This is a genomic window from Chitinophaga sp. 22620 (genome assembly GCF_052044405.1).
Classification (GTDB): Bacteria; Bacteroidota; Bacteroidia; order Chitinophagales; family Chitinophagaceae; genus Chitinophaga.
The window spans coordinates 1,880,789-1,906,062 of record NZ_JBQEMV010000001.1; the positions used below are offsets into that span (position 1 = coordinate 1,880,789).

The 25,274-nt window shown below is 53.6% G+C and carries 19 protein-coding genes; 11 read left to right on the forward strand and 8 right to left on the reverse strand.

What is annotated here, in order from left to right; genetic code table 11:
* Positions 1-64: 64 nt before the first annotated feature.
* The 5 genes from ACTJIK_RS07685 to ACTJIK_RS07705 all read left to right on the forward strand — a co-directional run bounded on the left by ACTJIK_RS07685 (position 65) and on the right by ACTJIK_RS07705 (position 7,630).
* Entirely contained in the window at positions 65-3,235 is a 3,171-nt protein-coding gene (locus tag ACTJIK_RS07685) for a SusC/RagA family TonB-linked outer membrane protein (RefSeq protein WP_440645777.1), read from the forward strand.
* 19 nt (positions 3,236-3,254) lie between these two features.
* Positions 3,255-4,733, forward strand: coding sequence for a SusD/RagB family nutrient-binding outer membrane lipoprotein (locus tag ACTJIK_RS07690; protein ID WP_440645778.1), 1,479 nt, complete (start codon positions 3,255-3,257; stop codon positions 4,731-4,733).
* Positions 4,734-4,888: 155 nt separating this feature from the next.
* Positions 4,889-5,200 (forward strand): DUF3467 domain-containing protein, encoded by a 312-nt coding sequence (locus tag ACTJIK_RS07695; RefSeq protein ID WP_440645779.1) that lies wholly within the window; start codon positions 4,889-4,891, stop codon positions 5,198-5,200.
* Between the two features lie 8 nt (positions 5,201-5,208).
* A complete protein-coding gene (locus ACTJIK_RS07700; protein ID WP_440645780.1) occupies positions 5,209-6,285 on the forward strand; it encodes an Ldh family oxidoreductase in 1,077 nt (358 codons plus the stop codon).
* A 22-nt stretch (positions 6,286-6,307) separates the two neighbouring features.
* Positions 6,308-7,630: an aspartate kinase gene (locus tag ACTJIK_RS07705; protein ID WP_440645781.1), complete on the forward strand. Its 1,323-nt coding sequence runs from the start codon at positions 6,308-6,310 to the stop codon at positions 7,628-7,630.
* A 201-nt stretch (positions 7,631-7,831) separates the two neighbouring features.
* On the opposite strand, the gene ACTJIK_RS07710 is transcribed toward ACTJIK_RS07705, so the two are convergent.
* Both ACTJIK_RS07710 and dinB read right to left on the reverse strand, forming a co-directional pair.
* Positions 7,832-10,816, reverse strand: a complete 2,985-nt coding sequence (locus tag ACTJIK_RS07710; RefSeq protein ID WP_440645782.1) for a DNA polymerase III subunit alpha — start codon at positions 10,814-10,816, stop codon at positions 7,832-7,834.
* 4 nt (positions 10,817-10,820) lie between these two features.
* A complete protein-coding gene (gene dinB / locus ACTJIK_RS07715; RefSeq protein WP_440645783.1) occupies positions 10,821-12,047 on the reverse strand; it encodes a DNA polymerase IV in 1,227 nt (408 codons plus the stop codon).
* 122 nt (positions 12,048-12,169) lie between these two features.
* On the opposite strand from dinB, the gene ACTJIK_RS07720 reads away from it, so the two are divergent.
* A complete protein-coding gene (locus ACTJIK_RS07720) occupies positions 12,170-12,844 on the forward strand; it encodes an SdpI family protein (protein ID WP_440645784.1) in 675 nt (224 codons plus the stop codon).
* A 90-nt stretch (positions 12,845-12,934) separates the two neighbouring features.
* On the opposite strand, the gene ACTJIK_RS07725 is transcribed toward ACTJIK_RS07720, so the two are convergent.
* Complete coding sequence (locus ACTJIK_RS07725; RefSeq protein ID WP_440645785.1) at positions 12,935-13,648, reverse strand: Crp/Fnr family transcriptional regulator; 714 nt, start codon at positions 13,646-13,648, stop codon at positions 12,935-12,937.
* Between the two features lie 98 nt (positions 13,649-13,746).
* Between ACTJIK_RS07725 and ACTJIK_RS07730 the strand changes: the two genes are divergently transcribed.
* The 3 genes from ACTJIK_RS07730 to ACTJIK_RS07740 are packed head-to-tail and all read left to right on the forward strand — an operon-like array spanning position 13,747 to position 16,439.
* Positions 13,747-14,151 carry a hypothetical protein gene (locus tag ACTJIK_RS07730; RefSeq protein WP_440645786.1) on the forward strand — a complete coding sequence of 135 codons (405 nt, stop codon included), beginning with the start codon at positions 13,747-13,749 and terminating at the stop codon, positions 14,149-14,151.
* A gap of 25 nt (positions 14,152-14,176) precedes the next feature.
* Complete coding sequence (locus ACTJIK_RS07735; RefSeq protein WP_440645787.1) at positions 14,177-14,758, forward strand: methyltransferase; 582 nt, start codon at positions 14,177-14,179, stop codon at positions 14,756-14,758.
* Between the two features lie 25 nt (positions 14,759-14,783).
* Positions 14,784-16,439, forward strand: coding sequence for a SulP family inorganic anion transporter (locus ACTJIK_RS07740; protein WP_440645788.1), 1,656 nt, complete (start codon positions 14,784-14,786; stop codon positions 16,437-16,439).
* 48 nt (positions 16,440-16,487) lie between these two features.
* Here the strand turns inward: ACTJIK_RS07740 and ACTJIK_RS07745 are convergent, their stop codons facing one another.
* Positions 16,488-16,952 carry a hypothetical protein gene (locus ACTJIK_RS07745; RefSeq protein WP_440645789.1) on the reverse strand — a complete coding sequence of 155 codons (465 nt, stop codon included), beginning with the start codon at positions 16,950-16,952 and terminating at the stop codon, positions 16,488-16,490.
* Positions 16,953-17,062: 110 nt separating this feature from the next.
* Between ACTJIK_RS07745 and ACTJIK_RS07750 the strand changes: the two genes are divergently transcribed.
* On the forward strand, positions 17,063-17,818 hold the full coding sequence (locus ACTJIK_RS07750; protein WP_346315990.1) for an XRE family transcriptional regulator: 756 nt from the start codon (positions 17,063-17,065) through the stop codon (positions 17,816-17,818).
* A 218-nt stretch (positions 17,819-18,036) separates the two neighbouring features.
* Here ACTJIK_RS07750 and pdeM read toward each other — a convergent pair whose 3' ends face one another.
* Both pdeM and ACTJIK_RS07760 read right to left on the reverse strand, forming a co-directional pair.
* Positions 18,037-18,687, reverse strand: coding sequence for a ligase-associated DNA damage response endonuclease PdeM (gene pdeM, locus ACTJIK_RS07755; RefSeq protein ID WP_440645790.1), 651 nt, complete (start codon positions 18,685-18,687; stop codon positions 18,037-18,039).
* A gap of 28 nt (positions 18,688-18,715) precedes the next feature.
* Positions 18,716-21,157 (reverse strand): ligase-associated DNA damage response DEXH box helicase, encoded by a 2,442-nt coding sequence (locus ACTJIK_RS07760; RefSeq protein ID WP_440645791.1) that lies wholly within the window; start codon positions 21,155-21,157, stop codon positions 18,716-18,718.
* Positions 21,158-21,203: 46 nt separating this feature from the next.
* Here ACTJIK_RS07760 and ACTJIK_RS07765 point away from each other — a divergent pair, with 46 nt between their 5' ends.
* The gene (locus ACTJIK_RS07765; protein WP_440645792.1) at positions 21,204-22,526 is read left to right on the forward strand and encodes an NCS2 family permease; all 1,323 of its coding nucleotides are present in this window, start codon (positions 21,204-21,206) and stop codon (positions 22,524-22,526) included.
* Between the two features lies 1 nt (position 22,527).
* On the opposite strand, the gene ACTJIK_RS07770 is transcribed toward ACTJIK_RS07765, so the two are convergent.
* Together ACTJIK_RS07770 and ACTJIK_RS07775 are read right to left on the reverse strand one after the other, a co-directional pair.
* Positions 22,528-23,343, reverse strand: coding sequence for a sulfite exporter TauE/SafE family protein (locus ACTJIK_RS07770; protein ID WP_440645793.1), 816 nt, complete (start codon positions 23,341-23,343; stop codon positions 22,528-22,530).
* 317 nt (positions 23,344-23,660) lie between these two features.
* Positions 23,661-25,265 (reverse strand): ATP-dependent DNA ligase, encoded by a 1,605-nt coding sequence (locus ACTJIK_RS07775; protein ID WP_440645794.1) that lies wholly within the window; start codon positions 25,263-25,265, stop codon positions 23,661-23,663.
* Between the last annotated feature and the right edge of the window lie 9 nt (positions 25,266-25,274).

Genomic DNA, 25,274 nt, shown 5'->3' on the forward strand with positions numbered 1-25,274 from the left:
CCAATAGAATCTTTATTCCGCCTATTTATTAACATGTTTCTCATCCAAAATCTGAATCTATTTTATGAAACAAGCTTTACTGTTCATCACCATGATGATGGTGAGCGTCAGCCTGGCATTTGCCCAGCAGCGCCAGGTGACGGGCAAGGTAGTGGGAGACGATGGTGCTCCCATAGCCTTTGCCACCGTCCAGATTAAAGGCACTACATCCGGAACCACTGCCGACCAGGAAGGTAACTTTTCTCTCTCCGTATCTGGCACTAATGTCATCCTCATTGTCCGGAGCGTTGGTTACCTCGCAAAAGAAATCCCTTTAGGAAGCCTCACTTCCGTTTCGGTGTCTCTCGCACCAGATGCCAAAAGTCTTGAAGAAGTGGTAGTGACCGCCCTCGGCATGAACCGCCAGAAAAAGTCCCTCGGTTATGCTGTACAGGAGATCAAAGCGGACAAGATCACGCAAACCAAACAGGCGGACCTCAACACGGCCATCGCCGGTAAAGTGGCAGGGGTGCAGCTTCGCGGCGGTTCCGGCGCCAAGTTCGGCACCATGCAGATACGCCTGCGCGGTGTGAACAACCTCACCGGCGGTAACCCCATTTACGTGGTAGATGGCGTGATCACTCCCAACACCGCGATCAACCCGGATGATGTGGCTTCGCTCACCGTGCTGAAAGGTCCTGCCGCTACGGCGCTCTATGGCCAGCGCGCATCAGAAGGCGCAGTGGTGATCACCACCAAGAAAACATCCGGCGGCGGTATCGGTCTTACCGTAAACCACACCACCACCTTCGAAAACGTCTACGTGCTGCCTGACTACCAGAACGAATACGGCGGCGGCAGTTCACAGGAATGGAGAACCTTCGCATACCAGCCCGGCACGCACGATCCCGCCCTTGCCAAACTGGACGGCGCCAAATATTACAACTATGAAGTGGACGAAAGCTGGGGCCCCCGGATGGACGGCACCATGCACGCACCCTGGTATGCCTGGGATAAAACAGTCAATCCCTCCGACTTCGGCATCCAGAAACCTTTCGTAGCCCAGCCGGATAATGTGCGCGACTTCTTCAGGACCGGCGTTGCCAATAACACCACCGTGTCTTTCGCGAAGAGCAGCGACGTAATGACGAACCGCTTCTCCTTCACCAACCTGACACGCACCGGTGTGATCCCGAACTCCAAGCAGCAGAAGAACTGGCTCAGCTACTACGGCAGCCTTAATATGACCGACAGGCTGACCTTGAGCACCAACGTCAACTACGTAAATGAATATCTCTTTAACGTTCCCCGCGAGGGTTACGGTACCCAGACAACCGGTTCTTTCAACCAGTGGTTCCACCGCAACCTGGAGATCGACAAGCTGAAAGAATACTACAAACGCCCGGACGGCAGCTTCCGCAGCTGGAACATCACCAGCCCCACCAACGTTGCGCCGAAATATTGGGATAACCCATATACCGAGGCGAACGAAAACATCCGCCATAACTACATACAGACCATATACGGCCAGGTAACGCTGAATTACAATTTTATGAACGGCTTCAAAGCCGGTGTGATCGCCCGTGGTACTTTTGAAAACACCAATGGTGATAACCGCGTTGCTTCCTACACGCTCGATCCGCCTTCTTTCTCCACTGAAGAAGACAAGCGCACGGAAGTTTCCTACCTCGCCAATATCGAGTACGAAAAAACCATCAAAGATTTTTCTGTGCGCGCCGGCGCCTGGGGCGAGCTGAACACCCGTACCCGCTACCGCGTAACGTCCGCTACAGCAGGTGGTTTCATCCTGCCCGACGTATACAATGTGAGTAACTCCCTCAACGAAAAAGTAACCACCAACCTGATCCAGGAGCGTAAGGTGAACTCGCTGTTCGGCTACGCCGGCGTTGGTTTCAGGGACATGTTGTACCTCGACGCAACGGTGCGTAACGACATTTCTTCCACCCTGCCTTCTTTCAACAACTCATACGTTTACGGTAGCTTAAGCACTTCCTTTGTATTCACCGAAGTGCTCAATACCCGCGACTGGCTGAGCTTTGGTAAGGTGCGCGCTTCCGTTGCCCGCCTTGGTACGGATACAGATCCCTACAATACGCAGGAAACGTTTGCGCTGGGAACCAATTTCCCGAAATCAGGCAGCGCCACCTACTCCCGCATGAGCGTGCCGGATACAAGGCCTAACGACAGCCTCCGCCCCGCACTGTCTACCAGCTATGAGATCGGTACCGAACTCCAGTTTGCCAACAACCGCGCAAGGTTGGACGTGAACTACTTCTACCGTAAGAACGTGGACCAGATCGTGGACGTGACTGTGCCCAGCTCTTCCGGCTACTCCGCCCGCAGGATCAACTCCGGCGAAATGATCAATAAAGGCTGGGAATTCACTATCGGCGCCACTCCGCTGAAGATGCAGGATTTCAGCTGGGATATCGACGTGAACTTTGCTTTCATGAGAAACAAAGTAGTGTCTATCGCTCCGGATGTGGAAAACCTGCAGGTAGCGCTTGACGGTTCCGCGCTTTCATTCGGTTTCGTAGGCTCTCCCCGTGCTTCCCTCAACGCCAAAAAAGGTTCTTCCTACGGCCTCATCATGGGCGGCGGCTTCCAGAGAGATGAAGCTACCGGCAAAATGCTGGTGGACGACGATGGTTATCCCCTGCTGAACAACAGCGTTGAACTGGGTTATGTAACACCGGACTGGACCGGCGGCGTTGCTTCCGGTTTCTATTACAAGAGCTTCTCCCTCAACTTCTCCCTGGATTTCCAGAAAGGAGGCAAGTTCGTATCTATTTCCAAGATGTTCATGTCCGGTTCCGGCCTTTCTGCTGAAACCGCCGGCCTGAACGATAAAGGCAATCCCAAACGCAATGCAGTTGACGATGGCGGCGGTGTGAAGCTGGATGCCATTAATGCCAATTCCGGCAAACCGAACGAAGTATATGCAGATACTAAAGAACTGTACCAGTCTTACCTGTTCTCCCTCTGGGAAAACTGGACATACGACGCTTCTTACGTGAAACTGCGCGAACTGGCCGTGGGATATTCTTTCCCGACCCGTATGCTGACCAATACGCCTTTCAAAGGCATTAACGTAGCGGTGATCGGGCAGAACCTCTGGCTGATCCATAGTGCGACCAAAGGCATCGATCCATCGGAGCTGGAATCTTCCTGGCTCGAAGGCGGACAGCTGCCCGGCACACGTTCCATCGGCTTTAACGTAAAAGTTACTTTCTAACATCAAAACCGTAGAAGATATGAAACTCATCAGGTTAAAACATATAGGGGCTGCGGTAATGCTGGGGATTACGCTGGCAGGCACCGTATCCTGCAACAAGGATTTCGGCGACCTCAACGTGAACCCTAACCAAGCCAGCCAGCCCAGCACCAAATTCCTGTTCGGCAGTGCGGTACTAGGCATCGGCGGTATTAACAACGCCGCAGGCGGCGTGCTGTATGTGCAGCATCTTGCCGAATACGTATACAACAACGAATCCCGCTATTTCAACCGGGAATACAGCTATAACGCCATCTATGCCGGCCCGCTGATGGACCTTACCAGGATCATCGATATGAATACGGATCCCGCAACGAAAGACACCAAGGCCGTGCTGGACAACAGCCTGAACGCCAACCAGATCGGCCATGCCCGTGTTCTGCGCGGTTTTCTTATGCTGACCATGACGGACCGCTGGGGCGATATTCCTTACTTCGAAGCGCTTAAAGGTGCCTCCAATACCAAACCTACATTCACACCGCAGCGCGAGATCTACCTCGACCTGCTGAAGGAATTCAAGGAAGCCTCTGCGCAGATCACTGTGGCCATGCCCAACGATCCGCTGTTCGACGGCAATTTTGGAAAATGGAAACGCTGGGCCAACACGCTGCGCGCTATTGCTGCGCTGCGCCTTGCCGCTACATCCGAAGCAGCGGCCGGCCGCACCGCTTTCACGGAAGCAGTTGCCGCAGGCCTCATCGGCGCGAACACAGATGACGCCGCTTTCCCTTACCAGGCCGTTCAGGCATTCGAAAGTCCCTGGTATACCAACTACCGCAGCCGTTACGATTACGGGGTGAGCAACACCATGATCGATAAACTGAAGCTGCTGGCCGATCCGCGCCTGTCCATCTATGCACGGTCTCCCGCAAATGCCGCTGGAACCTATACCGGCGTGCCTTACGGCATCAACGAACAGTATAGCACCGGCGATTACAGCCTGATAGGCACCACGCCCGCAGCGCAGAACTTCCCGGCACTGATCACCACCTACGCGCAAACATGTTTCACCATGGCTGAAGCCGCCCTCATCGGCTGGATCCCCGGCGGAGACGCGGAAATGATCACCTGGTACAACAGGGGCATCGCCGCTTCCCTCCAAAAATGGCATGGCCTTGCCGCGAAAACCATTTCTGATGCGGAGATACTGACGTATAGCACCGGCCTCAACGTGGTGCTCACGCCTGTTCAGACCGCAGCCGTAAAACTGGAACGCATTCAGACCCAGAAATGGCTGAATTTCTACCTGGGCAATGGTTATGAAGCCTGGGCCGAATGGCGGAGAACAGGTTACCCTGTGCTGGCGCCCGCTCCTGACGCCGTGAATGTAGGCGGGCAGATTCCTCGCAGGCAGTGCTATATCGGCACCGAACGCGACCTGAACAAGACAAACTACGAAGCCGCATTATCCAGGCAGGGGCCAGATGAGCTGTCTACCCCTGTGTGGTGGGATAAATAATTATCTTTGAACAACCCGTGTTATAATTCCGGATTCATGGCTCTTGCAAAAGGGCCGGGAAATCCGGAATTATTCCAAAACTGGCCATAATAAAAAAAGAGGTGCTGGAAATGGCACCTCTTTTTTTATTTTTGTATCTCGTTAAACCACATATAATGGAAAATCAAAATGAGCAGCAGCAGCTGAATATTGAGCTGAGCGAGGAAATTGCCGACGGAACATATGCTAACCTGGCCATTATCACGCATTCTCCGTCTGAGTTTGTGGTTGATTTTATCAATGTGATGCCCGGTTTGCCGAAGGCAAGGGTCAAATCACGCATTATACTCACCCCCCAGCATGCCAAACGCCTGATGAAAGCGCTGGTGGACAATGTAAAGAAATACGAAGCAGCACACGGCACCATACAGGACCAGGAGCCGGTTTCCATTCCCATGAACTTCGGTGGGCCTACTGCACAGGCATAAACTATATAATGGAGCAAATTTTTCCTTACGAACATCTGCACGCTTTTACCAGGGATGTATTTCTGAAGATCGGCTGTACGCCTGAGCACGCACAACTGGCCACCACCGTTTTATTGTCTGCGGACCTCCGCGGTATTGATTCCCATGGGGTAGCCCGCTTGTCCGGCTACATCCGCCTGTGGGAAGCCGGCCGCATCAACCCGGTTCCGGACATCCGGATCGTACATGAAACTCCCAGCACCGCCGTGGTGGATGGGGATGGTGGTCTTGGCCTGGTGGTGGCGCCTTTTGCCATGCAGGTGGCCATCGATAAGGCGAAGAATGCCGGTACCGGCTGGGTGAGCGTACGCCACTCCAATCACTTTGGCATTGCGGGCTACCATGCCATGATGGCTTTGCAGCATGATATGATCGGTATGGCCATGACCAATGCCAGCCCGCTGGTGGCGCCAACCTTTGCCACGGAACGTATGCTGGGCACCAATCCTATTGCAGTAGCGATTCCTGCTGCCACCCAGCCCGCCTTTGTGGCTGATTTTGCCACTACCACGGCAGCTAACGGCAAGCTGGAAATACTCCAGCGGAAAGAACAGGAGGCGCCGCTGGGCTGGATACAGGATAAAAATGGCGTTCCCAGCACCAACCCTAACGAACTGAAGAGCGGCGGCGCTTTGCTGCCGCTGGGAGGCGACCGGGAGCATGGAAGTCATAAAGGTTATTGCCTGGGATCAATAGTTGATATATTTTCGGCCGTGCTTTCAGGAGCCAATTACGGTCCCTGGGCGCCGCCTTTTGTCAGTTTCCTGCCGTTGCCAGCCGATCCTGTGGGGAAAGGCCTCGGCCATTTTTTTGGCGCCATGCGGGTAGATGCGTTCCGCCCGGCGGATGAGTTTAAGGACCATATGGATACCTGGATCAACCGTTTCAGGAATGCCGCTACCGCTGAAGGTCATGAAAAAGTGCTGATACCGGGCGACCCGGAAAGGGAAATGCAGGCAGAACGCCTGGAATCAGGCATCCCGCTGCTGGAACCCGTGGTGAAAGACCTGGGAGAGATCGCGATGAAATTTAAAATCGATTTTTAAGTAATATATACCACGATAACAAATGAAAGTCTTAAAATTTGGCGGAACCTCGGTTGGTAAACCGGAACGTATGCATGCCGTAGCGAAGTTGATCACCGCAGACCCGGATGCCAAAATAGTAGTACTGTCGGCCCTCTCAGGCACCACGAATGCGCTGGTGGAGATTGGCCAATCCTGCTCTGAAGGCAAGAAGGCACAGGCCAAACAGCAAATAGACAAGCTGGAAAGCCACTACCGCACCTTCGTGCAGGAACTGGTGAAAACAGATGCCGGCCGGAAGAATGCCACTGCTATTGTAGACGAACATTTTGAATTTCTCAACATCATCCTGAGGATATCATTTAATGAAGCGTTGAATAAAGACATACTGGCGCAAGGGGAACTGCTCTCCACCAAACTGTTCTGCGCTTACCTGGAAGAAGCCGGCGTCAACGCCGTGTTGCTCTCCGCGCTGGATTTCATGAGCATCGATGAGTTTGAAGAACCGGAGATCCCCCGCATGAAAGTGCGGCTCAGCACGCTGATCGACCAGCATAAGGGCCAGATGATGTTCATCACCCAGGGTTATATCTGCCGCAACGCGCGCGGTGAGATCGACAACCTGAAACGTGGCGGCAGCGACTATTCCGCTTCCCTGATCGGCGCCGCCATCCAGGCTTCTGAAGTGCAGATATGGACGGATATAGACGGTATGCACAACAACGATCCGCGTGTGGTGAAAAAGACCTTCCCGATTGAGCAACTCAGCTTTGACGAAGCCGCGGAGCTGGCTTACTTCGGTGCGAAGATCCTGCATCCTGCTTCTATCTGGCCCGCACAGCATTTTAACATTCCCGTTAAACTGCTCAATACCATGCAGCCCGAAGCCAAAGGCACCATCATCACAGAAATGCCCAACGGCAACGGCGTAAAAGCGATCGCAGCGAAAGACGGCATCATTGCCATCAAGATCAAATCGAGCCGCATGCTGCTGGCCTACGGCTTCCTGCGCAAAATATTCGAGGTGTTCGAAAAATACCGCACCCCGATCGATATGATCACTACTTCCGAAGTAGCGGTGTCCATCACTATCGACGATACGCGCAACCTCGACCAGATACTGAAAGAATTACAACCCTTTGGTACCGTGGAACTAGATCACCACCAGGCTATTGTCTCCATCGTAGGCAACGAAGTGGCCGCTACGCCTTCCATCCTGAAGAAACTCTTCGAAGCATTAAACGAGGTGCCCCTGCGTATGATCTCTTACGGTGGCAGCAGGCATAATATTTCCATCCTCGTTGGCGGGCAGTACAAGGAGAAAACCCTGCAGCTGCTCAACAAAGGATTGTTCAACCTGGATTGATAACAATATCATCTTCCATAGAAAGGGCTGAGGCGTTTTGCTTCAGCCTTTTTTTGTTTAGCTGAGTTTTGCATGGTGGCTTACTCACCCTGTAACTTCAGGCGGCTATCCGTTTATGCCAAAACATATTTCCAATCTGCATAAAGATCATTAAGCCGGCGCAGGCCGGATCAGGAGCCCGCACCAGCTTAATGAGAGCGCTCACCGCGCGGCCGCCAGGCTCAGGGAACCCATCGTGGTACCGGTTTCTTTCACTTTATCCTCAAAGAACCCGATTTTCCGCATCCGGAATACATCCAGGGTATACACCCCGAACTCTTCGGTCACCTTGCCTTCCAGGATGTAAAAACCACTTTTCATAAAAGGGTATTTACGAAGGCTGTCCGGGAAGTGAACGGTATCCATCCAGTTGCCGTCCCTGTCCAGGAAAGTGCCGAAGCACATCGGTTCTCTTTTGGCCGTGTACACATGTTTGAGGGTTACGAGATAACCCAGCGCTGTCACCGTTTCCCCGAGGTGCTTTTCGAAGTCCGCGCCCATGATATAATGTTGCTGGTCGTGTTGCAACACTTCAAAGGGCGAACACAGCGGGAAACCGAGCAGTTCGATCTCGTCGAACGCATCTTCGTGCCGGTGATAGGCGAGGTGAGGCAATTCCCAGTCTTTTGAAGGCTCGCGGAAGAGGCGCGGCTTCAATTCTTCCGGGGGATCATTTTTCAGCAGCGCAGAACTTTTCCAGAGCAATTCTTTTTTGCTGTAACCTGTAAAGTTGAAGGCCCCGATACGGATCAGCGTCTCCAGCTGCCCGGGATTCGGATCTGTTCGTTCCGTAAAGTTTTCCAGGCTGGTATAAGGGCCGCTGGCCGCTCTTTCGGCCAACACCCTTTCTATCCAGGCCTGTTCCAGCTTTTCCACATGAATAAAACCCACGAACACATCATTGCCGCTGATGGTTGTATAGTACTGGCTGTTATTCATGCATGGCGGGAATATCTGCGCACCTGTCCGGGCCAGCTCGCGGAAATACAGCTCACGGTTATAAAATCCGCCGAAGTTGTTGATCACCGCCACCATGAACTCCTTCGGGAAATATGTTTTAAGATACAGGCTCTGGTAGCTTTCCACGGCAAAACTGGCAGAATGCGCTTTGGAGAACGAAAAATTCGCGAAGCTGGCGATCTGCCGCCATACTTCCTCGCTCACCGCCCGGGGCCTTCCCAGTTTTGCACAATTGTCGAAGAACAGGGTTTGGATTTTTTCAAAATGGTTCTGCCCCCGGTATTTCCCTGCCATGGCTCTTCTCAAGGTATCGGCGTCCGCCAGGTCGAGATCGGCATAATGGTGCGCCACCTTGATCACGTCTTCCTGGTACACCATCACCCCGTAAGTTTCCCCCAGCAGTTGTTTCATGACAGGATGCAGGTATTCCACTTTATCAGGCGCGTGAAAATTGAGCACATACTGCCGCATCATACCCGCCTGCGCCACGCCCGGCCTGATAATGGAGCTGGCGGCCACCAGTGTGATATAATCGTCGCAGCGCAGTTTTTTGAGCAGCTGCCGCATGGCGGGCGACTCTATATAAAAACAGCCGATCGTGTTCACCGTACGAAGCGCGTTGCGCACGTTCTCATCTTCCATAAAAGCTTTGGCGTTGTGAATGTCGATATCCACTCCCTGGTTGGCTTTGACCAGGTCGATGGAATCGCGGATATGCCCAAGCCCGCGCTGGCTGAGGATGTCGAACTTATGCAGGCCGATGGCTTCGGCCAGGTGCATGTCCAGCTGCGCAGTGCTGAAGCCTTTGGGCGGCAGGTGTGTGGCGCAGTATTGATGGATCGGTGCTTCGCTGATCAGAATGCCGCCGGCGTGAATGCTGAGGTGATTGGGGAAGCGGTCCAGCATCCTGCCGTAACGGATAATACGCTGGTGCACACCGTCTTCCCCAAGTTTCACCTGGTAAGGGTTCTCTAATATCTTGTCCAGCTCCTGCTTGGGCAGGCCGTATACTTTCCCCAGCTCGCGCACAATGGCATTGGTCTGGAAAGTGGCCACCGTACCCAGCAGGGCCGTATGTTCGGAGGTATATTGCCGGAAAATATATTTTGTGATCTCATCCCTGTCACGCCATGAAAAATCTATATCGAAATCTGGCGGCGAAGAGCGGTGAGGGTTCAGGAAACGTTCGAAATAAAGATCCAGCGCGATCGGGTCCACATTCGTGATCTGCAAACAATACGCAATGATGGAATTGGCGCCGCTTCCCCGGCCAACGTGGAAAAAACCGCGATGCTGCGCATACCGGATAATGTCCCAGGTGATCAGGAAATATGCATTAAAATCATGCAGGTCGATGATCGCCAGTTCCTTTTCTATCCTGGCTTTCGCTTCTTCGTTATCCGGGCCGTAACGGTATGCCATACCCTCAAATGCTTTCTCCCGCAGCAATTGCCGGTCTTCCCCGCGGCTGCCGGTAAAACGTTTTTTATTCAGGTGCTGCCCAAACGCGAAATCGATATGGCATTGCTCCATCACCTGCAGCGTGTTGTGCACGATATGCGGCAGCTCTTTGAAAGTTTCCAGCAGCTGGTAAGGACTCATAAAACATTCATCCGTGCCGGCCACGTCCTCAGCCGGCAGCTGGCTGATCAACAGGTTATTATCCACCGCACGCAACACGCGGTGCAGGCGCTGCGATTCTTCATTCTGGAAAGTGAGCGGCTGCAGGATCACGAGCTTGTCCGCATACTTCTTCGTGTCTGTCCTGAACAGTTTGTTCATCTCCCGCGGCCTGATACCCGCCAGTTCGTGCGGGGCCAGGGACGGGAGAGGACGGGCGCCCCAGGCATAGATAACGAAGGTATGAGGGAGCCGGGGCGCCGCGTCCGGGAAGGGGGTCTCTGTCTGTAAATGTTGCGAAAGGAACCGGTTGATGGACAACCAGCCTTCCATGTTCTTTGCCAGCAAAACATATTTAAATGCAGCCCCGTTGCGGCATTCAAGCCCCAGGATGGGTTTGATGCCCTGCTGCTGGCATTCCTGCACGAACATCCACGCGTCTGTAGTTGCATTGATATTCGTGAGCGCCAGCGAAGTGATGCCGAAATCCTTCGCCAGCTCTACCAGCTCGTCGGTACGGATGGTGCCGTAACGCAGGCTGAACCATGTTTTGCAGTTGAGATACATGGGTTCAGTATTTTGGGTAACGTTTGTGCATGATCATTGTTTCTTTCTGATATGGCTGTATCTGCTCTTCAAATTTCCCCGCGCTGCTGCTGCCGCGCATCAGGTATTGCCAGCCGAACTGGCTTTTGATACTGTCGATAGCCTGGTACAGCGAGATCATATCCTCCGTATCGTCGAACAGGCTGATCTGGTAATTGCCGGACACCAGGTTGCTGAAACGCACGCCTATCAGGCGTATCAACAGCCGCCGGTCGTACAGGCGGTGAAACAGCTCTTTCACTTTTTCCAGCAGGATATGATCGCTGGATGTGTAAGGAATGCTCAGCTGTTTCGTCACGGTCTCGAAATCGGAATAACGGATCTTGACCGTCACGCAGCCCGTCAGCCGGTTCTGCGAGCGCAGTTCAAAGCCGATCTTTTCCGTCATGCGCACCAGTTCGCTGTGAATAAAGCCGAGGTCGATCGTATCCGAAGGGAATGTATTTTCCGTGGAAATAGACTTCTGCTCATGATAAGGCACCACCGGCGATTCGTCTATGCCGTTGGCCTTATTCCACAAAGCAATGCCGTTCTTTCCCAGCCAGGCTTCCAGCAGCCCCACCGGTATCTCGCTCAGGGTGCGTACTGTTTCCACCCCGCGGCGCCTCAGCTGTGCGGCGGTTTCTTTTCCTACCATGGGGATTTTTTCCACGGGCATCGGGGCAAGGAAACCTTTTTCGTGCCCGAAAGGAATAGACAGCTGGCCGTTAGGCTTGGCTTCGTTTGTGGCTACTTTCGACACCATTTTGTTGGACGCAAGCCCCAGTGAAATGGGCAGCTGCGTCTTTTTCATGATCTGCTGGCGCAGCTCGCTCGTCCATTTCAGCGAACCGAAATATTTGTCCATCCCTGTCAGGTCCAGGTAAAATTCATCGATAGAAGATTTTTCATACAAAGGGGCTGAACCCGCAATAATATCTGTCACTTCCCGGGAAAAATGGCTGTATTCCTCGAAATCCCCGCCGCGTACGATGGCATGCGGGCAGAGCCGGAGCGCCATTTTCATCGGCATGGCCGAATGAATGCCGAAAGTACGGGCCTCGTAACTGCAGGCGGCCACCACGGCGCGGTCGCTCTTTCCGCCCACCAGCAGGGGTTTGCCTTTCAGGCTCTTGTCCTTCAGGCACTCCACGGAAACGAAAAAGCAATCCATGTCAAAATGCGCTATAGTGCGCTGTCCGTCTAGCAGCATGATCGGTCTCTTTATACCAAAAATACTAAAAATATTAGCAAAACTAACGCGGTTAGTAAAAAGATTTAAACTTATTGGCACGATGACTGTAGTTATATATAGAACTAATCACCCAAACTGCCATGAAACATCCGGATTATCTTAAGGAGATGCTGTTGCTGGCATTGCTGTTCGGGCCGATGACCTACCTGGGCATTATCTGGCCCAGCCTGCCTGCAACCATCCCGACCAATTTCAATCTCAACGGCATGCCCGACGGGGTTGTGGAAAAGCGGGAATTCCTCCTGCTCATGATCTTCCTTTTCTTCACCAACGGCTTACTGTACGCCCTTTTCAGGTACATACCCAAGCCTTTCAGCGAACTGGGTTCCATGGAAGGCGCGGAAGACCATTTACCGCAGTATTATAACATCCGTTTCAAGATCCATATTTACCTGGCCGTATTCACCGCCATTGTTATTTACCTGGTGAGCGCCGGGCGGGAGATTTTCCTGGAGAAGTGGGTATTTGCCGGGGTAGGACTGCTGGTTGCAGCCATCGGCCTCTATCTGCGGAACCTGAAGCCGAATAATTTCGTGGGCGTACGAACGCCGTGGACGCTTCAGAGTGACGACATCTGGGTGGAAGTGCATCACATGGCCAGCCGCTTATGGTTATTCGGCGGCCTGGGTATCATTGTGGCCGGTATTTTCCTGCCGATCATCAGCGGGGTGTTCCTGTTCATTTTCGCAGCGGGAGCACTGGCAGCACTGCCTTATATTTATTCTTACCGGTTGTTTTATAAAACCCACGGTTAAAAGCCGGGAACATACAGCAGGAGAGTGGCAAGCATTCCTTCAAATTAAAAAAAGTAAGAACGGGCCTTTCCCGTTCTTACTTTTTTTATGTCAGGAGGTGCCGTAGCCGGACAGCTCGATCAGTTTACCCACATCGAGGATGATGATCTTCCTGCCCTTGGTATCCAGCATGCCTGCGGTTTTGAATTCTTTCAGGAACCGCACCACGTTCTCGATGCCGCTGCCTACCATATTGGCCAGGTCGTTGCGTGAAACGTTAATAATAACGGGTTCATGCGAAGCCGGCTCTTCTTTGAACTTTTCACGCAGAACGATCAGCGCGATAGCCAGCCGCTCCTTCACGGAGCGTTGGGCAAATACAGAGATGCTGTTCACCAGCACGGTAAATTCGTGGCTCAGCGACTTCAGGAGCATCCGCGACAGGCTGCCTGAATTTTCCAGCGTATGCAGGAAATCCTCTTTCGGGATCAGTCCTATCACGCTTTCTTCCAGCGCAGCGGCTGAGTCCGGGTATCGTTCATTGGAAAGGATCGCGTGATACCCCAGCAACTCTCCCGTATTGGCTACATAGATGATCTGTTCCTTCCCCGTCCGGTTAACCTGGTATTTTTTTACTTTTCCCCGGATGACTACGTATAATCCCTGCGGCACAGTACCCTGCCGGAATAAGACCTCCCCTTTTTTCAGCTGCAGCTCGGTCATGTTCGCGCACAGCGCGGCGTATTCTTCAGGAGGAAGATTATTCAGGATGAATTGGGTGGAAAAATTCCATTTGTCGATAGGAAACAAGCCTGCCAAGCTCATAGCAATAACGGTGTTTCGTTCAGGGAATTGATATTTATCAATTTTGCAATTGATATTATGCTGCGTCAGCGGCCGGTATGTAAAGGTAACTTTGCAAAATGAAAATATCAACTCTTTCACGTCCGCGTATACATTTCACGAAGAATCATGAATGGATTGACTTTAACGGAACCGTGGGCTTTGTAGGCATTTCCGCTTTCAGGCTCAGCGGTATAGGCAGTATTGACAGCATCCGTTGGTGCAGGCCTGCCGGTGTGATCGAAAAAGGGGCGCTGGTGGCCGAAATTCTCGCGGGCGATTTTATCCTGCCCGTTTGCGCGCCTGTGAAATGTAAGTTCCTGGGCAGGAACCAGGGCCTTGGCAGCGGTTTGAACCTCATACTTGAAAGTCCGCAGGACAAGGGCTGGCTGTTTTTCATTGCCCCTTCTGTTTTTGGAAAACAAAACGATACGCTGCTTACGCCGGAAGATTACCAGAAACTTATACGCGTGAATACCTTTTAAAATCTACCAATTGTACAACCCGGCGATGCATACCACCTGTTTTAGAAATGATGCCAGCTTCGACTGGTTATACCCGGAAAATATACAAAAGCTCTCCCGCCGTCACTGGACGCCGCTGAGCATTGCGAAAAGATCAGCCCGTTTCCTGGCAAACGGCCCGGGGAAAAAGATATTGGATATCGGCAGCGGTGTGGGGAAATTCTGTATCATTGGTGCCAACTTTTTCCCGGATAATTTATTTTATGGCATTGAACAGCGGCGTGAGCTGTATGATCATGCAATGGCCGCAAAAGCCTTTACAGGATTGGAGAATGCCGACTTTATCCATGGTAATTTTACGCAGGCAGAACTGGGGGAGTATGATAATTTTTATTTCTACAACTCTTTCTTCGAAAACCTGGATGAGCAGGGCCGGATCGATAACCTGCTCGAATACTCCGTCAGCCTGTACATCTATTATTCCCGTTACCTGTTCAGGGCCCTGGATGCGCGGCCTTCCGGCACCCGGCTCGTTACCTTTCACAGCCTGGAAGAAGAAGTGCCGCCTGATTACCAGGTGGTGGAAGCTTCGCCGGACCTTCTGCTGAAAATGTGGATCAAGCGGTAGTGAAAAAACACTGCCTTCCAACAATATGTTTATTCCTGCATCCTTCAGGGCATTAAAAAATTACAGCTGGGCGCAGTTCGGGAGAGACTCGCTTGCCGGCGTAATTGTCGGCATTGTAGCATTGCCGCTGGCGATAGCTTTCGCTATCGCTTCGGGTGTTTCGCCGGAGAAAGGCCTGTATACCGCCATAGTAGGCGGTTTCATTATTTCCGCTTTCGGAGGAAGCAATGTGCAGATCGGCGGGCCCACCGGCGCTTTTATCATCGTCGTGTATGGCATCGTGCAGGCGCAGGGGATTAATGGCCTGGTGATCGCTACTTTTATGGCGGGCATATTCCTGGTGCTGCTGGGCGTTGCGAGGTTGGGGAACGTCATTAAATATATTCCGCACCCGCTCGTCATAGGCTTTACAACTGGCATTGCTGTGATCATTTTTTCCTCGCAGGTAAAGGATTTCCTGGGCCTGCAAATGGAGCAGGTGCCGGTGGATTTTGTGGAAAAATGGATTGTCTATTTCAGGCATATCAGGAGTATGAACGTGTATGCGCTGGCTGTTTCCTTCCTCACTGTGCTGATAGTGGTTTTTACTCCGCGCATCACACGGCGCATACCGGGGCCGCTGGTAGCGATATTGCTGGCCACGCTGGCGGTGCAGTATTTCCATTTGCCGGTGGAGACCATCGGCAGCAGGTACGGAAGCATTCCGTCCTCATTGCCGGTACCGGCCTGGCCTGCGCTGAGCTGGGGCACAGTGAAAAGCGCCATACAGCCCGCCATCGCTATCGCGCTGCTGGGCGGCATTGAATCGCTGCTTTCCGCGGTGGTAGCGGATGGAATGACGGGGGGCAAACACAACAGTAATATGGAACTGGTGGCGCAGGGCGGCGCCAATATTGCCTCGGCTTTTGTTGGCGGCATCCCGGCCACAGGGGCGATAGCGCGCACGGCGGTGAATGTGAAAAGTGGAGGCCGTACGCCAATAGCGGGAATGATACACGCCATAACGTTGCTGGCGGCGCTGCTGGTGATAGGCAAATGGACGACGCTGATCCCGATGAGCTGCCTGGCCGGTATCCTGGTGGTAGTGGCTTACAATATGGCAGAAACCGGCACTTTCCGTGACATTGCGCGGGGCGCGGGCAGCGATGCTGCTGTGCTGCTGGTCACATTTTTTCTGACTGTTATTTTCGATATCACGGTTGCCATAGAAGCAGGAATGGTGCTGGCTGCCTTCCTGTTTGTCCGCCGCATGGCGCGGATCAGTAACGTAAATGCGCTGGCGGACGGGAACGGCGAGGGAAAAGGGTTGCTGTTGGCGGGAGATATGCCGTTGCCGGCAGGCGTTGAAATATTTGAGCTGAACGGGCCGTTGTTCTTCGGGGCTGCCTATAAATTCAGAGATGCTGTTACCTGGACGGCCGGCAGGCCTGCAGTGCTGATCATAAAAATGGGGAATGTGCCGGTGATAGATGCTACCGGGCTGCAGGTGATCAGCGATCTGCTGCGCGACTGCAGCCGTCATCATGTGAGGCTGATCATATGCGGGCTGCAGCCTCCGGTGTATGATGCGTTCCGGGCGAACAGGTTATTGTTCCGCATAGGGAAACGGTATGTTGTACCCGCGTTCGGGCCTGCCGTTGAGCTGGCCGGGCGGATAATAAAAGAGGATAACAGCAGATGATGCATGTTATCCTCTGGAATTGGTTATTTATGTAAAACGACCGGTCTGTTAGAATGAAGGGAAGTAGGCCCTGCCAATAGCTTCGCGGCCCGGCCAGGGAATGGCTGCCAGGATGAGCACGAGGGCGAGCAGGAAGAAGATCAGCGCTGTTCTGTGTTTTTTACCGTCGTCCGTCAGCTTTTTGATCTTCGAGCGGCCGATGTGCACGAGTGCGATGGCTACGAGGGCCATGAGCGTGTGCTCCACGGTAAAAAAGCGGAGGCCTGCGTTTTTCATCGCGGCGCCCATATCTGAAGTGGCGGCTTTGATGAGCGGGCTGACGAAGAACAGGATAAGGCCCAGCAGGAACTGGATATCCAGGAAGATCATAAAGAAAAGGCCGGCTTTGGTATCGGCGGAAGTATAGGGTTTTTTACCGCTAACGCCCATGAGGGCACGAATTACGGCCCATATCCCGAACAGGAGTATCAGCCACCTTACGATGGAATGGATACCTAACAAAGTTTCATGCATAGTTAATTGAGTTTGTCCGCACAAAAATAGCGGATAAGCGAAGAATAATTTGGTAAATACAAAAAATAATTGCTAATTTTGTTAGCATTGTTGTACTAAATTATTTAGGGATGTCTACTGTTTGCCGTAATCTGAAATACCTGCGCAAGCAAAAGGGCTGGACGCAGCAGGAATTTGCCGACCGTCTTAACATTAAGCGGTCTTTGCTGGGCGCCTATGAAGAAGAACGCGCCGAGCCGCGCACAGAAGTACTGGAGCAGGTCAGCGACATGTTCCGGGTTTCTATAGATGATCTTCTCCGCCGCGATCTCAGTTCCCAGAAAGAAAGTTTCCTGGAGCGCCGCCGCCAGCAGAAGCTGGGCAGCAATGCCCGCCAGAATGTGGTCTTTGTTCCGGTGAAAGCCGCCGCAGGTTATCTTGCGGGTTTTAATGATGATGAATTCATCGAAGAGCTGAACACCTTTACCCTTCCCATGCTGGGCGCAGGCAGCTACCGAGCATTTGAAATAGCGGGGGATTCCATGCTGCCCACTCCTTCAGGTTCCGTAGTGGTCTGCCATAAGGTGGACGGCTGGGAGGACATCCGTAACAACGAGGCTTACATCGTTGTAACCAACCGCGAAGGCATCGTATACAAACGTGTTGTAAAAAGCAACCGGGCCAAGAACAAGGTAACGCTCGTATCAGACAATCCACAGTACGACCCGTACGCCGTGAATATGGACGAAGTGCTGGAGATCTGGCAGGCAGACGCCGTGATCCAGAAAATGGGCCAGCAGCACCGCATGAGCGTGAACCACCTCGCCGGCATGGTGAACCAGTTGCAGGAACAGGTAAGCATGCTGAAAAAGCAGATGAAAAATTAGACCGGATAATATCACTTTCAAGATTTTGACATGGAAGAATGCATCTCATGTCATATGCAAGGGAACTTCATCCTTGTTAGTACCCCATGTTGACCATTAGAAGCCGTCTCAATTCAGTGTTGAGGCGGTTTCTTTTTTGAAGGCCGGAATTTACCGGTGAGGCAATTGCAGTTTTTGTTATTGATGGAGCGCCCATTTGTTATCTAAAACCGGTTTTCCTACACCCTGAATATCTTTTTCTCCGCAATCACAAAAACAGTAGAAGATTCCTCCGGTTCCACGGAATACAGCCCCGTGAAAGCGCTGAATGCCGGCAATACCGCTCCCTCACCTCCGAAGTAAAAACAAGGCAGCCGCAATTTCTGGCGGCCGTAACCCACCATCCATACCCCCGGATGAATATGCCCGGAAAGCACATAACGCCCGTTTAAAGGCTTCGGCTGGTCTTTCAGATCGTGAACGAAGTAGATGTCGCCAAGTTGCAGGAAAGGTTGTATAACGATCTCCAGCTGCCCGTAAACAGCCGCCGGCATAATGTCGTGGTTGCCGGTGACCAGCTCGAAGCGGATGTGCGGGAATTGCTGCCGCCATATCTTAAAATACTGCACTTCGTTGTTGGCTTCGCTGTGAAACATATCGCCCACCACGATCACCCGTACAGGATCATATTTCGTGATCAATTGCTGCAAACGGTACAGGTCTTCCTGCACAATATTCGCCGGCACCGCGATGCCCGCCTTGCGGAAATGCGCACTCTTGCCCACATGCAGGTCCGCTATCACCAGCGCCCGCTGCTCTTCCCAATATGCCGCCCGGCCGGCAGACAGGCGCCAGTGCTGGCCCCTGAACGGATGTAAAACGTCTTCCAAAGTATGTTATGCCATTAAAAATTAAAACTCATTGCCAGAGGATCATCTTCTTGATCCTGTCCTCCAGCTTCTCGCTGGTCAGCTCTTCCCGCAAACTGTCCACCTTGATCGGGAAACAGAACGGCGTAAGCCGTTGCGGGAAGGTGATCACGATCTTATCGTTGCTGATGCGCGCCAGCGTTTCGCGAAGGCGGGCCTCTTCCATCTGGTAAAAGAACGCCTCATTAAACGCCTGCCGCACCAATATATTTTGCGCGTCGTAATCTTCAAACACCTTGAACAGCAGGCTGGCGGAAGATTGCAGGTGACGGTTCGCCTTGTGCTGCCCGGGGAAACCCTGGAATACCAGCCCCGCTATTACGGCAATATCCCGGAATTTACGGCGGGCCATTTCGGTGGCGTTCACGCTGTTTTGCAGGTCGATGTTGAGGTTGTCCAGCGAAAATAATTCCTGGGCATTTGTATCGTCTACCGGTATCGGCTGGTCAGACAACAGCTCGAAACCATAATCGTTCATCGCGATGGAAAAGGTGATCGGGTGCTGCTGGCTGATGCGCCAGGCGAGGAGCATAGCCATCACTTCATGTACCAGCCTGCCTTCGAAAGGATATACAAAAAGATGGTAGCCATCGTCTGTTTCGATCTGCTCCATCAGCAGTTCGTTCTCCCGCGGGATGTGCGACAACATTTGCTGCAGGTCGAAGAGCGGCCCGAGAATGGCGATCTCTTCTTCCTTCGCCGTACCAGCCATCGCTTCGTGGAACTTGCGCCGGAGCATCATGCCGAGGTTCGCTGAAAGCGGCATCCTGCCTCCGTTCCAGCTGGGTACGATACTTTTCTTGGATTTGCTTTTCCGCACCAATACGGTCATGTCCTTGATCATCACATATTCCAGGTTCTGGCCGCTGAGCCGGAAGCTGTCTCCCGGCGAAAGGCGGGAAATGAAATATTCTTCTATCAGCCCGATGAACCCGCCGGTCATGAACCGCACTTTCAGCATGGCGTCGCTCACGATGGTGCCGATGTGCAGCCGGTGGCGCATGGCCTGCTGGCGGCTTACGCAGTGGTACATATCGCCAACGCGGTGGAGCTTGTGAAATTCATCGTAGGTCTGCAGGGCATCGCCGCCCGTGGTGAGGAAAGCCAGCACCCATTGCCATTCTTCGGCGGCCATGTCTTTATAACAAAAGGTATTGGATACTTCCGCCCAGATTTCATCCGCGTTGAACCCGTCGGACACGCCGAGCGTCATCAGGTATTGCAGCAGCACGTCGTACGCGAGCACAACGGGCATGCGGCTTTCGATGAGGTTTTCTTTCATCGCGTCTTTCAGCGCCGCTGCTTCCACCAGTTCCAGCGAATGCGTAGGCAGGAACCAGATCTTGCTCACGGCATCAGGACGGTGGCCGCTGCGCCCGGCACGTTGCAGGAAACGCGCCACGCCTTTGGGACTGCCCACCTGTATCACCGTGTCCACCGGTCGGAAATCCACGCCCAGGTCGAGACTGGAGGTGCATACCACCAGCTTTAAGGTGCCGGTATGCAACGCTTCTTCCACCCAGATGCGCAGTTCCGCATCTATGGAGCCATGGTGAAGGGCCATAGCGCCGGCCAGTTCGGGGCATTCCTTCAGTATCTGGTGGTACCATATTTCCGACTGGCCGCGGGTGTTGGTGAACAGGAGGGTGGTATTACTTTCTAATATCACGGGCAACACTTTGTGCAGGAGCTTCAGCCCCATATGCCCCGCCCACGGGTATTTTTCGATCTCATCAGGCAAAATGCACTGCACGTCGATCTCTTTTTTGACCGCTGCTTTGACGATCACATGCGCGGGGGAAGGCTTGCCCATGAGCACTTCCAGGGCTTCGTCCAGGTTGCCGATGGTAGCGGATATGCCCCATACCTGCAGCCCCGGCCTGAGCCCGTGCAGGCGGCTGAGCCCCAGCTCCACCATCACGCCGCGTTTGCTGCCCAGCAGTTCGTGCCATTCGTCTACCACCACGGTATGCAGTGTGGCAAAACGTTTGGGGTATTCTTTCTGAGCCAGCAGGATGTGGATGGATTCGGGGGTGATGATGAGCACTTCCGGCATCTGCTTTTTCTGCTGCTCACGCACGGCAGTGGCTGTATCGCCGCTGCGGATGCCTACTTTCCAGGGCACTTTCAGCTCGTGCAGGGCCTCTTCCATGGCGCGCCCGATGTCTTTGGCGAGCGCGCGCAGCGGGGTGACCCACAACAGCTGTAAACCATTGGTGGTTTTATTGCGGTAACCGGGATTTTCGTTGATCCAGCGGATGACCGTGCCGAGGAATAAGGAAAATGTTTTACCAAAGCCCGTAGGGGCGTTCACAAGGCCTGAGCGGCCATGGAGGTAGTGTTCCCATGCTTCTTCCTGGAATGCGAACGGCTTGAGTTCTTTCGCCGCCAGCCACTGTTCTATCGCTTGCCAGCCGGGTGTCTGTTTCATTTTGCATGAAATTAGGAAAAATTCGGGCAAGGACTACCTTTGCCGTATGCGTGATATTTTTCGTTTGCACGAGAACGGTACTACCGTCAGGAAAGAACTGCTGGCGGGGCTTACCACCTTTTCCACCATGGCCTACATCCTGGCGGTGAACCCCATGATCCTTTCAAAAACCGGGATGGATTTTAACGCGCTGATCACGGCTACGGCACTGGCAGCCGCCATCGGCACGCTGGTAATGGGGCTGTATGCCAGGCTGCCCATCGGGCTGGCGCCGGGCATGGGACTGAACGCTTTTTTTGCCTACACCATTGTGCTGGGCATGGGCTACAGTTGGCAGTTCGCGCTCACGGCCGTTTTCCTGGAAGGGATCATTTTTATTTTCCTCTCGCTTTTTCATATCCGGGAAGCGATCATCAACAGCATACCGGAAAATCTCAAGCACGCCATTTCAGTGGGCATCGGCCTGCTGATCGCGCTGATAGGCATGGCCAACGCGGGAATTATTGAAACGGGCATGCGGCATGTGGGAGAGGGGCGGCTGGACGGCGTGATCCTCAGGATCGGGAATATCGCCAGCGCAGGGCCGCTGATCGCACTCATAGGTTTGATCGTGAGCGCGGTGCTGATGTACCGGAAAGTGAACGCGGCGCTGCTGCTCGGCATACTGATCGCAACGCTGGCGGGCATTCCCTTCGGCATTACGCACTGGCCGGCAGGGGGCTCGCTGGTAAGCCTGCCGCCGGATATTTCACCGATCGCATTTAAGCTGGAATTCAGTAAGATATTTTCGCTGGATATGGTGGTGATCCTTTTCACGCTGCTGATGGTGAACCTGTTCGATACGGTGGGCACGCTCATCGGTCTTTGCAACAAAGCCGGGCTGCTGGATGCGCAGGGCCGCATTCCAAGGGCGAAGCAGGCATTGTTTGCGGATGCGGTGGGCACTACGGCCGGCGCGCTGCTTGGCACAAGCGTGGTAACGGCGTATGTGGAAAGTGCCAGCGGCATTGCTTCAGGCGGCAGAACGGGGCTTACGGCGGTAACAGTGGCCGCAATGTTCCTGCTGGCCTTGTTCTTCGCCCCTTTGTTCGCCATGATACCCGCGGCGGCTACCGCCCCGGCGTTGATCATTGTGGGTATGCTGATGATGGGCGCGGTGGTGAAAATAAATTTTGAGGATGTAACGGAAGCGATCCCCGCGTTCCTGGCCATTGTGATGATGCCTTACACTTACAGCATCGCGGAAGGGATCGTGTTCGGCATGCTGAGCTATGTGTTGCTGAAAGTGTTCACCGGGCGTTACAAAGAGATCAGCCCGGTGATGTACGTGCTGGCGGTATTGTTCGTCATGAGCTTCCTGCTGCAATAACTCAGGTGAACAGCAAACGGACACCCACGAGCAACAGCGCTCCTGCCAATGCGAGGATGATCCCTTTCGGTTTAACCCTGCTGGAAAGCCCCGCGCCAAGCTGCGCGCCCAGTATCACGCCGGTGCCGATGGCCAGCGCCGTTTGCCAGCCTTCCCAGAAACTGCCTTGTATCATATGCACGATGGTGCCGGCAAGCGACATAATGGCGAGTATAAAATGCGAAGTGGCCGTTGCGATGTGGATAGGGAAATTGAGCAGGCTGATCAGCGCGGGCACATGGATGATGCCGCCGCCGATGCCCAGCAGGCTGCTGATGAAACCCACCAGGAAACTGATGCCGATGCCGTACCAGATATTGAACTTGTAATGGTGCTCTTCCCCGTTTCTTTCCCTGATGTCGCGCTCTACGCATTTTCCCGTGCTGTTCCGGCCGGCATAGCCGCCCTGTTTGGGTTTCAGGATCAGGAATATAGCGATCACGATCAGCAGCACGCCTAAAATGATATTAAAAGTATGGCGGGAAATATAAGAAGTGGCCATTGCTCCGAATACCGCGCCCGGTAAGGTCGCCAGGGCAAACACCCAGGCCGATTTATAATCGATGCGTTTCTTCCGGGCATAGGCCACGGAGCCGGAAGTGGCGTTCAGGCACACCACGGCAAGCGATATGCTGGTAAGCACATCCGGCGGCATATCGGGATAGATAAGCAGCAACAGGGGCATGAGAATAAATCCTCCGCCTGCGCCGATCAGCGTACCGAAGGTACCAATGAGAAACCCGAGCCCGACTAACAACAATAATGCATGCAGTTCCATTTTTCCTTGCAACAATTTTCACGTGTAATAGGATGCATCCGGTATGCGGCACATCAGAAAGCCTGAATCATAGCAATGGCTGGTACAATTGCGTTTTTTTAATGTTGGTTTGCGTATGATTGGTCCTTCCCTCTTGTGTTTTTCTTTTGCACAAAGGATGTTTTGGCGGCCGGTTGCGTATCCGGCGAAAGTAAAGGTAGGGGAGTTTCCCGACACTAATTCTGTAGACTAAAGGGGTAATAGCCGGCACTGCTCATACCCGCTATGGGCGCGGGTATCGCCCCGTTTTTTATACTCCGGTTCGGGCTTGAAAAATATCATGCGCCACCCTGCAGACGCAGCAATTCTTTCAGGTCGTCGAGCGTATTGATCTCGGACACAGGTTTGTCCTGCCGCCAGCGGTGGATGCGCGGGAAACGCAGCGCGATGCCCGATTTATGGCGGTTGGAAGCGGCAATGCCTTCGAACGCGATCTCGAATACCAGCTCGGGCTTTACGGTCCGCACCGGCCCGAATTTCTCCACGGCATTGCGTTTCACCCAGTTGTCCACTTCGGCGATCTCCTTGTCTGTAAGCCCTGAGTAGGCTTTGGCGAAGGGCACCAGCTGGTCGCCGTTGCGCACGGCGAAAGTGTAATCGGTATACAGGTTGGAGCGGCGGCCATGGCCTTTTTGCGCATATACCATCACGGCGTCCACGGTAAAGGGATCTATTTTCCATTTCCACCAGTCGCCGCGGCGGCGGCCTACCTGGTAGGTGGATGTTGTTTTTTTCAGCATGATGCCTTCGCTGCCATTGTCGCGGGAGCGAAGGCGGATGGCGGCCAGCTCGTTCCAGCTACTGTACGTGATGGGGGGCGAAGTGCGAAGGGACGGCTGGTTCACCTTTGATACAAGCTCTTCCAGCAGCCGGCGCCGGTCGTGCAGCGGCAGCAGCCGGATGTCTTCCCCGTTCCATTCCAGCAGGTCGTAGCTGAGAAAGGCCACGGGTGCTTCCTGCAATTGTTTTTTGGTAAGGTTCTTCCTCCCGATGCGCGTCTGCAAAGCCTGGAATGGCAGAGGCCGCTGCTGTTGCTGATCGTAGGCAAGTATTTCCCCGTCGATCGCCACCCCGTCAGGCAAAAAAGGCAGCAGGGCCGTAAGCTCCGGGAATTTCTCGGTGATCAGCTCTTCTCCCCGCGACCAGATGAACAATTGCCCGTTGCGGCGGATGACCTGCCCGCGGATGCCGTCCCACTTCCATTCCGCCTGCCAGTCCTGCGGTTCGCCCAGCTCTTCGGGTTTGTTTTCCAGCGCATAGGCCAGGAAAAAAGGGTAAGGTTTGGAATCGTCGGGATTGCTGGCCGCGTCGCTGAGCAGCTGCGGCAGCGTGATCTGCTGCGGGTCCCAGTTGCCGCTGATCATATGCGACACCACGGCCGCTTCCAGCTCATAGGTGCGCGACAGTGCGTTCACGATCATGCTTTGCGATACGCCGATGCGGAAGCCACCGGTGATAAGTTTGTTGAACACGAAACGTTCGTTGGGCTGCATCTGGTTCCATGCATTGCGGATGAACGCGGCTTTTTCTGCTTCAGGCGCTTTTTCAAGTTTGAGTAGCGCGTCCAGCCAGTAGTGCAGCGGCTGTGGAGCGGCTTTAATTTCCGGCGGAGGCAGCAGCAGCGCGATGGTTTCCGCGAGATCGCCCACGGTATGATAACATTCCGAAAAGAGCCATTCGGGCAATGCGGCGGCTTCCATACACCACTGCCGCAGCTGCGTGGAGTTCACCACCCGCTTGGGCCTGCGGCCTGAAAAGAGGGCCAGCACCCAGGGCTTATCGCGCTCATCCGCCGTGGCGAAATAGCTGCTCAGCGCTTCCAGCTTTTCGTTGGTTTTGGTGCTGCCGGCCAGTGTGGATATGAGTTGCGAGAAGTGGTGCATATGCTTCTT

Coding starts and splice junctions, on each gene's coding strand:
- ACTJIK_RS07775 (WP_440645794.1), bottom strand. CDS start 25,265: ATGCACCACTTCTCGCAACTCATATCCACACTGGCCGGCAGCACCAAA.
- ACTJIK_RS07770 (WP_440645793.1), bottom strand. CDS start 23,343: ATGGAACTGCATGCATTATTGTTGTTAGTCGGGCTCGGGTTTCTCATT.
- ACTJIK_RS07730 (WP_440645786.1), top strand. CDS start 13,747: ATGAAAATATCAACTCTTTCACGTCCGCGTATACATTTCACGAAGAAT.
- dinB (WP_440645783.1), bottom strand. CDS start 12,047: ATGCTGCTAGACGGACAGCGCACTATAGCGCATTTTGACATGGATTGC.
- ACTJIK_RS07710 (WP_440645782.1), bottom strand. CDS start 10,816: ATGTATCTCAACTGCAAAACATGGTTCAGCCTGCGTTACGGCACCATC.
- ACTJIK_RS07735 (WP_440645787.1), top strand. CDS start 14,177: ATGCATACCACCTGTTTTAGAAATGATGCCAGCTTCGACTGGTTATAC.
- ACTJIK_RS07685 (WP_440645777.1), top strand. CDS start 65: ATGAAACAAGCTTTACTGTTCATCACCATGATGATGGTGAGCGTCAGC.
- ACTJIK_RS07705 (WP_440645781.1), top strand. CDS start 6,308: ATGAAAGTCTTAAAATTTGGCGGAACCTCGGTTGGTAAACCGGAACGT.
- ACTJIK_RS07740 (WP_440645788.1), top strand. CDS start 14,784: ATGTTTATTCCTGCATCCTTCAGGGCATTAAAAAATTACAGCTGGGCG.
- ACTJIK_RS07765 (WP_440645792.1), top strand. CDS start 21,204: ATGCGTGATATTTTTCGTTTGCACGAGAACGGTACTACCGTCAGGAAA.
- ACTJIK_RS07690 (WP_440645778.1), top strand. CDS start 3,255: ATGAAACTCATCAGGTTAAAACATATAGGGGCTGCGGTAATGCTGGGG.
- ACTJIK_RS07750 (WP_346315990.1), top strand. CDS start 17,063: ATGTCTACTGTTTGCCGTAATCTGAAATACCTGCGCAAGCAAAAGGGC.
- ACTJIK_RS07720 (WP_440645784.1), top strand. CDS start 12,170: ATGAAACATCCGGATTATCTTAAGGAGATGCTGTTGCTGGCATTGCTG.
- ACTJIK_RS07700 (WP_440645780.1), top strand. CDS start 5,209: ATGGAGCAAATTTTTCCTTACGAACATCTGCACGCTTTTACCAGGGAT.
- ACTJIK_RS07745 (WP_440645789.1), bottom strand. CDS start 16,952: ATGCATGAAACTTTGTTAGGTATCCATTCCATCGTAAGGTGGCTGATA.
- ACTJIK_RS07725 (WP_440645785.1), bottom strand. CDS start 13,648: ATGAGCTTGGCAGGCTTGTTTCCTATCGACAAATGGAATTTTTCCACC.
- ACTJIK_RS07760 (WP_440645791.1), bottom strand. CDS start 21,157: ATGAAACAGACACCCGGCTGGCAAGCGATAGAACAGTGGCTGGCGGCG.
- ACTJIK_RS07695 (WP_440645779.1), top strand. CDS start 4,889: ATGGAAAATCAAAATGAGCAGCAGCAGCTGAATATTGAGCTGAGCGAG.